This window comes from Thiobacillus sp. (assembly GCA_024235835.1).
Lineage (GTDB): Bacteria > Pseudomonadota > Gammaproteobacteria > Burkholderiales > Thiobacillaceae > PFJX01.
Genome location: JACKLQ010000005.1, coordinates 14,793 through 28,465, shown reverse-complemented (window position 1 = coordinate 28,465; position 13,673 = coordinate 14,793). Strand labels below are relative to the sequence as shown.

General features: G+C 66.5%; 12 protein-coding genes. 1 reads left to right on the top strand and 11 read right to left on the bottom strand.

Annotated features, from left to right (window positions below):
- The first annotated feature begins 9 nt into the window (after window positions 1-9).
- The gene (locus H6935_16565; GenBank protein MCP5279945.1) at window positions 10-681 is read left to right on the top strand and encodes a hypothetical protein; all 672 of its coding nucleotides are present in this window, start codon (window positions 10-12) and stop codon (window positions 679-681) included.
- A gap of 93 nt (window positions 682-774) precedes the next feature.
- Here the strand turns inward: H6935_16565 and H6935_16560 are convergent, their stop codons facing one another.
- The 11 genes from H6935_16560 to H6935_16510 all read right to left on the bottom strand — a co-directional run bounded on the left by H6935_16560 (window position 775) and on the right by H6935_16510 (window position 13,629).
- Complete coding sequence (locus H6935_16560) at window positions 775-1,632, bottom strand: peptidylprolyl isomerase (GenBank protein MCP5279944.1); 858 nt, start codon at window positions 1,630-1,632, stop codon at window positions 775-777.
- A 55-nt stretch (window positions 1,633-1,687) separates the two neighbouring features.
- Window positions 1,688-3,640 carry an EAL domain-containing protein gene (locus tag H6935_16555; protein ID MCP5279943.1) on the bottom strand — a complete coding sequence of 651 codons (1,953 nt, stop codon included), beginning with the start codon at window positions 3,638-3,640 and terminating at the stop codon, window positions 1,688-1,690.
- The gene (locus tag H6935_16550) at window positions 3,637-4,305 is read right to left on the bottom strand and encodes a transglutaminase-like cysteine peptidase (protein MCP5279942.1); all 669 of its coding nucleotides are present in this window, start codon (window positions 4,303-4,305) and stop codon (window positions 3,637-3,639) included. Before H6935_16550 ends, H6935_16555 begins: the two co-directional genes overlap by 4 nt.
- Before the next feature lie 249 nt (window positions 4,306-4,554).
- A complete protein-coding gene (locus tag H6935_16545; GenBank protein ID MCP5279941.1) occupies window positions 4,555-5,241 on the bottom strand; it encodes a PEP-CTERM sorting domain-containing protein in 687 nt (228 codons plus the stop codon).
- Window positions 5,242-5,306: 65 nt separating this feature from the next.
- Window positions 5,307-6,032 carry a PEP-CTERM sorting domain-containing protein gene (locus H6935_16540; GenBank protein ID MCP5279940.1) on the bottom strand — a complete coding sequence of 242 codons (726 nt, stop codon included), beginning with the start codon at window positions 6,030-6,032 and terminating at the stop codon, window positions 5,307-5,309.
- Window positions 6,033-6,071: 39 nt separating this feature from the next.
- Complete coding sequence (locus H6935_16535) at window positions 6,072-7,046, bottom strand: SdiA-regulated domain-containing protein (protein MCP5279939.1); 975 nt, start codon at window positions 7,044-7,046, stop codon at window positions 6,072-6,074.
- A 62-nt stretch (window positions 7,047-7,108) separates the two neighbouring features.
- Window positions 7,109-7,774 carry a lamin tail domain-containing protein gene (locus tag H6935_16530; protein ID MCP5279938.1) on the bottom strand — a complete coding sequence of 222 codons (666 nt, stop codon included), beginning with the start codon at window positions 7,772-7,774 and terminating at the stop codon, window positions 7,109-7,111.
- A 35-nt stretch (window positions 7,775-7,809) separates the two neighbouring features.
- A complete protein-coding gene (locus H6935_16525) occupies window positions 7,810-9,258 on the bottom strand; it encodes an endonuclease/exonuclease/phosphatase family protein (GenBank protein ID MCP5279937.1) in 1,449 nt (482 codons plus the stop codon).
- A 116-nt stretch (window positions 9,259-9,374) separates the two neighbouring features.
- Window positions 9,375-10,265 (bottom strand): PEP-CTERM sorting domain-containing protein, encoded by an 891-nt coding sequence (locus tag H6935_16520; protein MCP5279936.1) that lies wholly within the window; start codon window positions 10,263-10,265, stop codon window positions 9,375-9,377.
- 29 nt (window positions 10,266-10,294) lie between these two features.
- Window positions 10,295-12,190 carry a bifunctional metallophosphatase/5'-nucleotidase gene (locus H6935_16515; protein MCP5279935.1) on the bottom strand — a complete coding sequence of 632 codons (1,896 nt, stop codon included), beginning with the start codon at window positions 12,188-12,190 and terminating at the stop codon, window positions 10,295-10,297.
- A 170-nt stretch (window positions 12,191-12,360) separates the two neighbouring features.
- The gene (locus H6935_16510; GenBank protein MCP5279934.1) at window positions 12,361-13,629 is read right to left on the bottom strand and encodes a phytase; all 1,269 of its coding nucleotides are present in this window, start codon (window positions 13,627-13,629) and stop codon (window positions 12,361-12,363) included.
- Window positions 13,630-13,673: the final 44 nt, after the last annotated feature.

The window sequence follows — 13,673 nt, the reverse complement described above, 5'->3', positions numbered from 1 at the left end:
GCGACCGGGATGCAAACGAGTGATCGCGTCGGAAAGGCCGTGATGCTGCTGGCGGCGGTATTGCTCGCGACGGGCACGGCCACCGCGAGCGACAAGCAAAAGAACAGGGATAAGGAGGCGATGCGACGCCTGCAGCAGCAGGTGCGGCAGGTCCAGGGCCAGGTCTCCACCCTGGAGCAGGAGAAGGCCAGGTTGACCCAGGACCTGGACAAGGCGTCCAGGGAGGCCAAGGCCGCCCAGGGCCGGGCCTGGCGCCTGAACCGGGACCTGAAGGCGGAGAAGCGGCAACGGGAAGCCCTGGAAAAGGACCTGGAGCAGGCCAGGCAGGATCTGGCCGCCACCCGGGAGCGGCTGACCCAGACCGAAGGCCGGCTGTCCGAAACCCGCGCCAACCTGGCCCGCACCAGCCAGACCCTGGAAGTCACGGAAGGCGACAAGCGCAGGCTTGAGGGCATCAAGACCCGCCAGGAAAGGGAGATCGCCCTGTGCGAGGACAAGAACCTGAAGCTCTATGGCATCGGCCGCGACCTGATGGTCCGATTCGATAAAAAGAGCTGCAACGAGATCCTGGCCCAGAAGGAGCCCTTCACCGGGCTGAAGCGGGTTGAAGTCGAAAACCTGCTGGAAGAGTACCGGGACAAGCTGGACGAGCAGAAGATCATCAAGCCGCCGGGCGGCTGAGATACCTCCCGGGCAGGCCAGGGTGACGCGCTGGAGCCTGTCGGGGCAGCCCAACTCACAGGGCATCGTCCCCGGGTGGACGGGAGCCAGGCCTTACTTCTTGCCGTCCTTGCCCAATTCGCTCAGGGCGATGCCGTTGATGGCCACGGGGGTCTTGGCCAGCAGCGCGTCCAGGTAGGCCGCCTCGATTTCCTGGGCCTTGGCCAGGCGCAGGTTCCGCGCCAGGATGGGCCGAGCCTTGTCCAGAGGCAGGACTTCCGCGTCCTTGCGCGCTTCCAGCTTCAGGATGTGGTAACCCTCGCCGCCCTGCACGGGCTTGCCGACTTCCCCATTCTTCAGCCCCTCCAGGGTTGCGCGCACGGCGGGAACCAGGTCCTTGGCAGACAGCCAGCCCATGTCGCCGCCCTTCTCGGCACTGGGCTTGTGGTCGGAGGACTTGCGGGCGATGGCGGCGAAGTCCGCCCGCTTCTTGACGGCCTGGCGGTGAAGGTCATCAGCCTTGCGGGCGGCACTGGCATCGCTGCCGGCGACGTAGATCTGGCTGACATGGAATTGGGGCGCGGTAGTGAAAGCCGCCTTGTTGGACTCGTAGGCCTGCCTGACCAGATCCTCCGGCGGAAAGTCCGCCGGAGGACGGGCGATGCCGTTCATGTAGGCCGTGACCAGGGCCTGTTCGGCCGCCCGCTCCATCTGCGCCGCCACGTCAGGCTTCCTGTCGAACGTCTGCCTGCGGGCCTCCGCCGCGATGGACTTGCGGATGATCTCGGTGCGGGCCAGGCGTTCCAGGGCCTGGGGGGTAAGGGCCTCGGCAGGGCCCTGGGCGGCGAGGAGGCGGGCTTCGGCCAGGGTCAGCGTGATGTCCCCCATGCGGGCCACCACGTCGCTTTCCGCGGCATGAACAAGCGGCACGGCGGCCAGGGTGAGCAGACAGGTAATCAGGATGCGGCGCATGGCGGATGTCATTGGTTGAAAGGGCCCATGCTAGAGCCTGGCCATGACCTCCACGTTACGCCTTAATCCCATCCTGAAACGGAAACAGGCCGTCGAACACGCGGCCCTGCACGGCATCCAGGCCCAGGCTCTGGAGCACGGCCACGTCTTCCTCCTTTTCCACGCCCGTGGCGGCCACCCGAATACCCAGCGCATGGGCGTACTCGCACAGGGTTGTGAGCAGGATGCGGGTACCCGGGTGGGCGACCGCGTGGCGACATAGCCCCCCTTCCAGCTTGACCCAGTCCGGCGCCAGGGTGGCCATCTGCTCCAGGGCCCGGGCCCCGGGTACGAAGCGATCCAGCACGACGGGGAATCCGGTGGCCTTCAGGCGCGCCAGGGCCCGCGTGACGCCAGGGGCGAATTCGGCGCCTCCCAGGGTGCATTCCAGGAATAGCCGGGACGGCTCACCCGCCAATCCGGCCAGCCATTCCGGGAAATCCGCCCCCGCCAGGGTGGCAGCGGAGACGTTGACGGCGCAGGCGTCCCGGGTGTTTGCGGCCCGGGCCCGCCAGGCCCGGGCGATGACGAGGCGGTCCAGTTCTGGCAACAGGCCCTCTTCCTCGGCCAGGGCGATGAATGCCCCCGCCGGCAGGAGGATGCCCTGGGCATCGGTGAGGCGGGCGAAGGCCTCCCGGTGCACCAGGGCCTGGTCCCCGCAGTTCACCAGGGGTTGCCAGGCAAGCGTCAACGCGTCTTCTCCCAGAGCCTGGCGCAGGCATCGGCGGGTTTCCTCACGCCCGGGCATCGGGCCATCGGCCTGCCGCGTGCTGCCGGACGGCCCCAGCCGGGCGTCCCGCAGGGCCGCGTCCGCCCGGGCCAGGAGGCCGGGGCGGTCACCTTCCCTCGTCCAGGCCGTGCCCACGTGAAGGGCACAACCGTGGTCCACCCCCAACTCGGGGAGGCGATGTGCCAGCACCTGGTCCAGGGCCTGGGAAAGATCCAGGGACAGGGTTTCCGCGTACTCTCGCCAGGTGTCCCGTTCGCAGTCTTCCAGCAGCATCGCGAACTGGGCGCCATCCATACGGGCAGCGGAGCCACCGTGCCCCAGGGCGAACCCGTGCAGGGCCGCCGCCACGCAATTTATCAGTCGATCGCCCGCCTCCCTCCCCTGCCGGGCATTCAGTTCCGCCAGGCCTTCGACCCGCAGCAGGGCGATGCCGCAGCGGGGTGCGTCCTGGCCCAGGGCATGGTCCAGGCTGGACTCGAAGTAGGCGCGGTTCGCCAGGCCGGTGGCCGGGTCGTGCAGCAGGTCGGCCCGCAGTTGGTCGATGAGGCGCGTCTTCTCGTCCAGCATCCGCTCCACGGACGCGGACATGTGGTCCAGTGCCCGGCCTATGTGGACCAGTTCCCGCACGCGGGGCACGGCATCGAGCCTGGGAAAGCGCCCCTCCCCCACCTGTATGGCCAGCCTTTCCATGGCGCCCAGGGGGCGCAGCGCGCGGTTAATCACCCATATCAGGATGGGGATGGTGGCCAGGCAGAAGGCCAGGGTCCAGAGCAAGGTGTCCCTTGCATCTTGCCATAGCTGGCGGTAGGCATGGCCGGGGTGGCTGACGACGCCAACCTGCGCGGCCAGGCGCCAGCCCGTGGTGACCTCGGCCGTGCCCCGGGGCGCCTCCATGGGTAACAGGCGCATGAACCATGCCGGCACCTGTTCCACCACCAGCGGGAACTCCCTGGACACGACGGGGCTGCCGCCCGGTCGCTCCAGCACGATGGCACGGTAGTAGCCGCTGTCATGCAGGGCGTCCACCGCGCTGGCCACGGCCGCCATGTCGTTGGCGGCAAAGGCCGGGGCCAGGCGCAGGGCCAGGGCGCTGGCGGCGTCCTGGGCATGGTTCCGTAACTGCTGCCGCAGGAAGTCCCGGGTATGGTCCAGGCCCGTGGCGAACAGGGCGATGCCCATCGTCAGGTACATGGGCAGCAATACCAGGATCAGCAGCGCTTTCAGGCTGATGTGTTTCATCGCGGGCCTCCGTTGTGTTCCTCGCGCATGCGCTCGAGCAGGTCGTTCCAGTGGCGGATGCTGGCGGTCTCTCCGATGCGGCCGCTTTGACCCCGTTGCCGAGCGGACCAGAGGCCTTCCGCGTTGAAACTCATGGTTGGGGACAGATCTGTGCGCTGGGCGGCAGGCACGATCGCGGCCACCAGGTTGTCCAGGATCAGCGGATCGGCGTCAGGTGCGGGATAGTAGGCCAGCACCATGTGGGATTCCATGCGCCCCTGGCGCGCCAGCCAGGCCCGTGCATAGGTGACACGCAATTTGGCCGTGGACACCCCCGCCGCCTTCAGGCTGAAGTACTTGGCCAGGGCGAAATCCTCGCAATCCCCGCCGTTGCGTACCAGCAGTTCCACCGGCGTGGCCCAGTAGTCCCGCCGGCCCCAAAGTGCCTGGTCGTCCACGTTGGGCAAGGCATTGAAGAAGCGGTTGACGCGCGACAATCTTTCGCCCTCCGTCGCCCCCGCCAGGCTCTTGACCAGGTCACGCCATTCCTCCAGGCGAGCCGCCGCCTGGGGCCCGAAACGGCCACGGGCCAGTTCCAGCGTTCTTCCGTCGGGCAGCAGGGCCTTATCCGTGGCGGCCATGGCCAGCAGGCCCAAACCGGCTGTCAGGGCGATGAGCAATTTCAACGGGGTAACGGACTGGTTGGCGAAAGGGTTGGAGAGGTCGAGCCGACACGGCCCGGGGATGCATCGTTTCGGGCCCGCTCACTGAATGGGCGACTCCGAACGTGGCGCAATGGTCCGTGCCGCGGATGACAATTTCATGAAATCCAGGCGGGCTGAAAGGGTCTGGTTGCCCGGAAAACCCATCCAGTATGGGTTCGATCAGCCGGAATCTCCCGCGCCTCCTGGCGCGGGAGACATGGTCAGTCCGGGTCAGCCCTTGCGACGGCGGGCCAGCGCGCCCACCAGACCCAGGCCGGCCAGCATCAGGGCATAGGTCTCGGGCTCGGGCACGGGGGCGGCCACGGCGCCGTTGATCTGCAGGTTGGTGAAGTTCGCGCCATCGGTGTACTCGGCGACACGGAAGGTACCGGCGCTGGAGGTGGCGCCAACACCGTCGGCCTGGGTGTCCCCCACCTCGTAGAGGCGGAACTCCACCGTGCCCGTCAGGCTGGCCAGGTTGCTCAGGTCCACGATGGCATTCACGTAGTTGGCACCGTCCTGGACGAAGGTGGTCAGGGCGGTGGTGAAATTGTCGCCGTTGTGGAACAGGCCGATGGTGCCGGGGCCGGTGGACGAAGACTTGGAGCCGATCACCAGGGAGTCGAGATCGACTTCCAGGCCTTGGGCCACGGAAAAGCCGAAGCTGATGTAGTCATCGCCGTTGGCCCCGTCCCACCCCTTTGTGTTCAAGGAGTTGGCCCCCGTGTTGCCGGCCAGGCCGGCGCCCCGGGCGAGATCCAGCCCGGTGATGCCGGCTGCGGCGCTGAAGGAGGCGCGGCTGGCCTCGGTGCCCGTCATGCCGGAAAGGTCCCAGTCCACCAGCATGTCGGCGTTGGCGCCGGCGGAAAGGAACCCGGCCACCAGGGCTGCACAAAGGATGTTCAGTTGCTTGTTCATGCGATTGATCTCCGGCAAAGGGTCTTGATCAGTCAGAAGACTCGGGCGTACCCGAAACCATCCGGTCAGGCCATGCGACGGCGGGCCAGCGCGCCCACCAGACCCAGGCCGGCCAGCATCAGGGCGTAGGTCTCGGGTTCGGGCACCGCGGCCACGCTGACGCTCAACGTGGGACCGGCGTAGGAGGAGTTGGTATGGCCGGCATAGGTGGCGGCGACGGCGGCATCTGCGTCCACCAGGGCCAGGGTAACCAGGTTATCAGCCAGGATATTGGCAGCGAGGCTTAGCCCACCGGCGCCATTGGCGCCACCGGCCAGGTAGAGAGTGTGGTTCTCCACGGTGCCGCTGCCAATTTCAGTGAAGGCATAGCTCTTGACCAGGAGCGCATCGGCGAAATCGCCAGCGAAAGGATGGCTCAGAGGGCTGGTGCCATCGTTGGCGATGGATACGGCGTCGTCGCCGGTAAAGTAGATCTGGACGCCGCCGTCGGTGGTGAAGCCGGCATTGGACTGGGTCAGTTCCAGGACCACGTTGTCCACCCTCCAGCCTCCGGCGCCATAGAGGGCGTCGAAGTCGGCCTTCATGGCGGCCAGGTCGAAACGGGCGACACCGTAGGAGGCAAAGCCGCCGTTGTCGCTGCCTTCGATGTTGAAGTAATTGGTGCCGCTGGAGCCGGTTCGGGGGCCCGCAGGCTGGACGGTGGCATTGGCAAACGCTTCGACGCTGGCGGCCTGGGCGGCTTGAACGCCGACGGATGCCAGCAGGGCTGAAATCAGTACGAGCTTGTTCATGGTTGTTCCTTCAAACAAATGCTTCGGATCGAATACGGTTCAGGCGCGTGTCCGCCGACGGGCCAGCGCGCCCACCAGGCCCAGGCCGGCCAGCATCAGGGCGTAGGTCTCGGGTTCGGGCACGGGGGTGAGCACGAAAAGACGCGAGGGATTGGTGTTGTTGCTCTCGGCCACCAGGTAGATGCGGCCCAGCTCGTCCACGGTGACCCCCTCGATGCCCTGGGTGGTCAGCGGGGCCAGGTCGAAGCTGCTCAGCACCGTGCCATCGCGCCTGGCTTCAACCAGCCTGCGCGAGTCCAGGCTCAGCACCAGGAGATTGTCCGCGTCATCCGTGCCGGCCAGGGCGTCCACCGGGGACAGGGTCTGCACGTCCGAGAGGCTGGCCAGGCCGCCGAACAGGGAGGCGCCGCTGAGGGCTTCGGTCATGCCGGAGGCGCCGCCGTCCGCGTCCGCCTCGAAAGAGAGCGTGCCGGTCCAGAGCTTCTGCAGGCTGTCCTGCTTGACGGCCACGAAGCTCCCATTGCGGGGGTCGAAGCTGATGCCTTCCATACCGGTGTTGGCATAGGCCTCGTTGGCCACCGACGCCCAGGGGGCGGCGGACAGGTCCACGCTGCCGCCGTTGACGAAGTTGAACCGGAACGCATCCTGGATGCGCTCCTCCCCCACCACCAGAACGCCATTGCCCAGATAGGCCAGGCCTTCCGCATCGTTGTGGGTGGTACGGGCGGGCCAGGCACTGAACGACATGCTGCCCAGTACACCGCCGTCCAGGGAGAGCTCGATCACGCCCGCGCCCTCGTCCCCGACCACGAACAGGGAGTTGCGGTCCCGGGCATAGGCGACGGCGGAGGATTCCAGGCTCAGCTCGCCCAGGGTTTTGGCCGCATCGATGGCGTAGGTGCCGCTCAGCTGGTAGTTGGCCAGGTTGATGCCGGCGACGGCTTGGGTGCTGGCGGCGCCCAGGGCGAAGAAAGTGGCCAGCAGGGCGTGGCCGGGGATGGATTTTTTCAGCATTGTTTGTTCTCGCTTGGCGGATGGACGGCGGATTCGAGGGAGGCGCTTTTCTCGATTCCTGGTTACCGGCTGCCGCGACGGCGGGCCATGAAGCCCACCAGGCCAAGGCCGGCCAGCATCAGGGCATAGGTGTCGGCCTCGGGGACGGGGGCGGCGTAGCTGGTGAAACCGGGGCTGCCGATATCGCCCTTGGCGGAGAGATAGGAGTTCTCGAAGTCGCCCAAGGCGGCCAGTTGCCACTGGGTCGCGTCATCGGCGCCCAGGGCGGCGGCGTTCTTGGCCACGCCGCTGGCATCCTTGGTGCGAGGGCCTCCAATTGTTTCGTCGTCATAGGTGAGGCGGTCGATCAACGTCACGCCGTCATACAGGTTGATCTGGTCCCCACGACCGATGTTGTTGGTGTAGTCGCCCAGCACCTTGACGCCGGCGCCCAGGTTCCAGTCCGCGCGGAAGGTCGCGGCCGGGTCTTCGGTGATGACCACGGATTCGCCGGCGGCCACCAGGCCGAAGCCGGACAGGTCGAACACACCGGGGATGGCGCTGTTGTCGTCATAGCTCCAGCCGGTGAAGTCGACGGCGCTGTTGCCCAGGTTGGTGAACTCGATGAATTCCCCGCCGTTGCCGCTGTACATCCACTCGGTGATGACGACGTCGGCCTGGGCGCCGTGTATCAGGCCGGCGGACAGGATCGCGGTGGAGAGGAGCTTGCTGAGGAGTCGGGCATTCATGGGAGGTTTCCTTTTTGGTTTGGTCACTGTGGGGTTCAGAAAATCCTGCGGCGGCGGGACACAAGGCCCACCAGGCCCAGGCCGGCCAGCATCAGGGCATAGGTTTCAGGCTCCGGCACGGCGGCCACCTGCACGTCCACCCAGACGGCCTTGTGGTCGGAGGAAGGCAGGCCGGCGTAGAGGCCCGGGTTGTTGTAGGTGCCCACCAGGTCGAACAGCTCGCCGGTGGTGTTGGCCACGCCGGTGTTGCTGTCCACGGGCCAGAATATGCCGGCATCCTGGATGTCCAGGTTGGCGGAGGGCAGCACGTAGTCCACCCGCAGGTTGCCGGGCGCGCTGTCGCTGAAGTCGGCGGTGTCGAACCTGGGATCGCCGTCGTGGCTCTGGTTGGCCGCGCCGTTGTTGCTCGGATAGGTGGCCGCCGCCGTGCCCCCCGCGCTTTCCGGTGTGACGGCCGCATTCACCCGGGGGTGGTTCAGCAGCTGGTTGATGGCGTTGGCATAGGAATCGCCATCGAAGGGGTCGGCGTTGTAATCCCCGGCGATGACGAAGCTGGCGCCGTCGGCCAGGCCCCCCATCGCCCCCTGATCGTCGTAGATATAGTCCGCGCCATCGACATAGTCCGCCCAGAAGCGGATCTCGTCGTGGTTGCGCTTGCCGTTCTTGTCCTCGGCGCCGTCGAAGGTGGGGGGTGTGGGATGGGCGGTGAGGAAGTGCACGTCCTGGCCGTTGATGCGCAGGGTCACGTCCACGTGGTTCTTCGAGGACAGCCGCAGGGCATTCTTCTCGGCATCGTTGTAGTAGCCGCTGCCGTCGGCCGCCCACAGCTTGTTGCCGGTGTTGTCGTTGGTGAGCAGGTTGCCCGGCATGTCCTTCCACAGGAAATTCTGGAAGGTGCGCACGCCCACGATTTCGTACCTGGAGTAGACGGTGAAACCGTATTGGCCTGCGAAATTTCCGAACCCGAAGGCATCGTTGCCGCCGCCGACACCGCCGCTGTTGTCCAGGTCCAGTCCGCTGGCCAGACCGGTGTTGGTGACGGGGGTATAGCGGTAAGGAAAGACAACGCCCTGGGTGGTGCCACGCACCGCGTTGCCGTGGGCGGCGGAGAGGAAGTTGTCCTGGAACAGCTGGGCGGCCTGGCTGGAATAACCCAGGGCGCTGGGGATGGAGGAAGAGCCGGGCACGCCGTTCTGGTCGAAGTCGAATTCATTCACCAGCAGGATGTCCGGATTCACGCGCTGGATGATCTCGGCCACGTTGTGGGCCTGCTGGATGCGCCTGGCCACGGTGGTGGTGACGCCGCTGGCCAGGGGATTGCCCAGGTCGGAGAGCAGCTGGCCGCTGGCGTCCCGGTTCAGGGACGCGTTGAAGGTGGCGAAACGGACGGTATCGGCCGCCAGGGCGGTATCGGCCATGACCGAGCAGCCCAGGATGAGGGGCGAGAGGCCCAGGACCCGGGCAATTCCTTTGGACATGCTCATCTCCAGAAATACGGGTGGAAAAACAGGACAGGCGATCGATACCGGGATGCAACCCCATGGTTCATCCCCGCGCATCCCGGCGGCGCCAATGCCGCCGGGATGGGTCATCAGCCCGATCAGCTATGCAGAGACAGGCGCTGACGCTCGGCGCCACGCCGGCGGGCCACCAGGCCCACCAGGCCCAGGCCGGCCAGCAACAGGGCGTAGGCTTCGGGTTCCGGGACGGCCGTGACGCTCATGCTCAGGAAGGCCTCGCTGCTGGCCATCACTTCGGGCGTGGCGCCAGCAGCCATGGCCAGGACAGTCCCCCCGACCTGGCTCTGGGTGCGCAGTTGCAGGCTCAGCTCATCGCCCACGTGGGCCTGGAAGCTCCAGCTCTTTCCAGCGTTGCCAAGATCCGTGTAGCTGTCGGCATCCAGCACTGTGCCGTTCAAGGCCAGGCTGTAGCTGGACAGGAAATCCTGATCCAGGCTGATGCCGTTGCCGTTCAGATTGCCATCCAGGGCGTGGGTGGCCCAGGCATTCACGTTCACCATCACCAGATCCCCCGCTTGCTCCCCCAGTTCCGGGGTGATGACGAAGCGCTGGTTCAGGCGGGCGGGGGCGAAGCCGGAAAACTCCAGATCCAGGCCGGCGTCGGCGAGGGAGGCGTTATCCACGCTGGCGCTGGTCAGCAGGTTGGCGAAGGCAGTGCTGGTATCGCCCAAGTAGGCGTTGCCGGCATAGATCTCGTGGCTCAGGCCCAGGTCGATGGCGTTGCCGCCCAGGACGGCGCTGGTGAAGTCCCAGCTGCCCACGGCCACGGCATCCGTGTCGATCTCGTTGAGGTCGTTGGTGACGGAACCGAACAACGCGTCACCGGCGGTGCCCATGGCGCCGACGCCGTCGGTGAGGGCCACCACACCCGTGCGCAGGCCGGCCACGGTGGTGTCGCCCAGGGTCCAGGTGGCGGCATGGGCGGAACCGGCCAGGCCGGTCAGGGCGAGGATGAGTAGGGTGCGTTTCATGATGACTGCTCCAAATCTCTAAAATGGGTTCAGTTGATCCGGCTGATGCGATTCTTGGGACCGGGGGCCACGCCGGCGGGGTTCGCCTGGAGGTAGGCTTCCAAGGCGTCCAGATCCTGGGCGCCACCCAGGCGGTTGGTGCCCTCGATCAACACCTTGAACAGGTCGCCGCCGTCGGCCAGGAAGCTGTTCACTGTCACCCGGTAGCTGGCGACGGGGTCGATGGTGACGCCATCAAGCTTGATGCTGTCCGGGTCCACCTTGGCGCACGCGCCGCCGTTGGCGTCCCAGGTGTAGCTGAAGCCGTTGGACACCTGGAGGATGCGGTTGGAAGTCTGGCCGTTGGTGCAGCCGGTGAACTGCTGTTCCAGCAGGGTGTCGATCTGCGCGCCGGTGAGCGTCATGGTCACCAGGGAATTGCCGAAGGGCTGCACGGTGAAGGCATCGCCGTAGGTGACCTGGCCGCTGGGGGCGTTGTAAGGCAGGTCGGCACGGATGCCGCCCGGGTTCATGAAGGAGATGACCGCGTCACCGAAACCGGCGTCATCGGTGGCGTCCAGCTGGGCGTCGGCGATGACGTCACCCAGGGCGGACTCGCCGGCGGCGTTCTGGCTGCGGCTGATGGCCTCTGTGATGGTGCCAATCACCCGGGACTTGGGCACGGCGGCCAGGCTGTCGTAGTGGGCCACCAGGTCGGTCAGGGCGGGATCCTCGGCGGTGGTGGCGCCGGTGCCGGTGGTGAGGTTGTTGGCCACCGCGTTGACCACGTTCCGGGTCCGGGTGTCGATGGTCACGTCGATGTCGGTCAGGTTGCGGGCGTACTGGCCGCCGGAGGTGACGCGCACGGGCTTGCCGGCCTTGTTGTTGATCAGGCAGTTGTAGGCCTGGTGGGTGTGGCCGGAGATGACCAGGTCCACCTCGGGATCCAGGCGGTTGACGATGTCGACGATGGGGCCGGAGACGCCCGTGCAGCCGTTGATGCCGCCGGCGGCGAAGCCACCCTCGTGGACCAGCACCACGATGCTCTTGATGCCCTTGGCCTGGAGCTTGGGAATCAGCGCGTTGACGGTGTCCGCCTCATCCTTGAACTGCAGGCCGGCCACGCCGGAGGGCGAGACGATGGTGGGGGTGTTTTCCAGGGTCATGCCGATGAAGGCCACCCGGTTGCCCTTGAAGTGCTTGACGCCAAAGGCCGGGAGGATGGTCTTGCCGGTGGCGCTGTCCACCACGTTGGCGGCCAGGAAGTTGAAGCTGGCGCCGGCGAACTCGCCCGCCTTCAGGTCCTGGTGCATACCCAGGCCCGAGAAGGGGTCGGAGGGATGGTTGCCGCCCTTCTGCATGCGCAGCAGTTCATCCTTGCCCTCGTCGAACTCGTGGTTCCCCACGGCGTTGAAGTCGATGTCGATGCGGTTCATCGCCTCGATGGTGGGCTCGTCCTTGAACAGGGCGGAAGTCAGGGGGCTGGCGCCGATCATGTCGCCGGCGGACACCACGGCGTTCAGGGGGTTCTGGGCACGCAGTTCCTTGATGCGGGTGGAAAAGCGGGCCACGCCGGGGTTGCTGGAGGAACCCTCGCCGGCCTTGATGTTGCCGTGGAAATCGTTGAACGCGATGATCTTCACGATCAGGGTCTTGCCCACGTCGGACTGGGCGGCGGCCTTCATGATCCTGCTGCGCTCCATGGCGCTGAGCTGGCGGGACTTCATCAGGTTAAGGGTGACCTTGGATACATGGTTCACGAAGTCGCCATGGGTGCCCCAGGCGTTGGGGGTGTCGATGATCAGGTCATTGATGCAGGCGCCGTTCACGGATCGGTCTTCGACAGTGCTGGACACGGAGCCCAGGGTCACGGGGCCCGAGCAGGCCATGGCGGCATTGGCGAAGACAAGCAGGGAAGCAAGGACTACGGGTTTAAGGGCGAACATGGAAACTCCTCGGAGTGCGTCACGAATGGTGGACATGCTGGCGTCGATGTATGACAACTGTGTGGGGCGATGAGGTCGGTGGCATGAGCCTTTCCGCTCATGCCCCGGTGGGCGCCCGTCTCCCAGGTCCATCGACCAGGGCCTTTTCGAAGGGCCGCGCCCGATGAACCTCAACTCCTTTTACGGCGCCTTGCGGCCCAGGCGGTCATGCCCAACCCGGCCAGCATCAGGGCATAGGCCGAAGGTTCGGGCACGGCGGTCACGCTGCGCGGGTCATAGGACGAGGTATCCACGACCAGGCCTTTTTCCTGGGCGATTTCTCCCCAGGAGACAAACTTGAAGTTGGTGCCGGCCTCTGGCGTGTTGTTGCCGTCCTGGGTGATGAAGAGGCCCTGGGGGTAGCCCGGCAGGGCCAGGTTGGTCACGTCGGCGCCGTCGGACTCCTGCACGGAATCGAAGGCACCGGCGGCGACGGAGAAGGAGCCCAGGTAGGCGTTGCCCGCCTGGCGGTCGAACACGGCAAAACTGTTGTCCCCCTGGCTGGAGGCCAGCAGATAACCGGCCCCATTGGTGCCGTAGTAGAGGGCCAGGCCCTCGATATCGGCTCGCAGGGGCGAGGTGAGGTCATAGTTCCGCGACAGAACGAAGGGCGAAGCCTCGGCGGAGCCTGTGTTCAGGTCGATGCGCCAGATTCCGACATCTTCCTGGCCGGCATAGAGCAGGCCGCTTTGCTGGTCCACCACAAGCCCCTCGAACTGCTTGCCGGCCAGGTTCACCGGCGTGCCGTTCACCGCCATGGAGGGAAAATCCCAGTCCCGCACCCATTGGGTGTCCACCGTGCCGTCGGCCAGGGCCACCAGTTCGAACTGGGCGACCCGGGGCTGGCTGCGCTGGGTGGCCAGCACGTACATCCGGTCGGCGGCCACGTCCCGGTACAGGGTCATGCCGTAGGCGGTGTTCTGGGCACTCACCGGGTTGGGGTCGCCGTTGGGCTTGTCCAGGAATGCCCGGCTGGGGTTGGCGCTGCCGATGTAGGTCAACGGGCTGGCGGCATCGCCGTCGATCTTCCAGACCCGGAACACGTCCTGGCCCCGGTCGCTGCCCACGGCAATGTCCACCCGGCTGCCGTCATACATGCGGAAGCCATACTGGACGTCCACGTTGTTGATGCGGCTGACTCCGGAAGCCACCGGAAACGGGCTGAGCACCTGGACCTGCCCGGCGCCCAGGTCGTAGACCCGCCCCCCCTCCTCCTTCACGGCGGTGATGACGAGGCTTTTGGCCAGGTCGGTGGGATGCAGCCAGATGGCCGGATCGTCGGCGTCGCCGTTGGCGCCGATGGTGGGTGTCTCGGCCAGCGCGACGACCGCCTGGGCTGGCAGGGCGGTGGCGACGAGCAAGCTGGCCAGGGCGGCGGGAAATCCAGGGAACAGGGACATGGTGGGCTCCTGAAAGGAAAAACCCGGGCCGGGCCCGGGTCGAG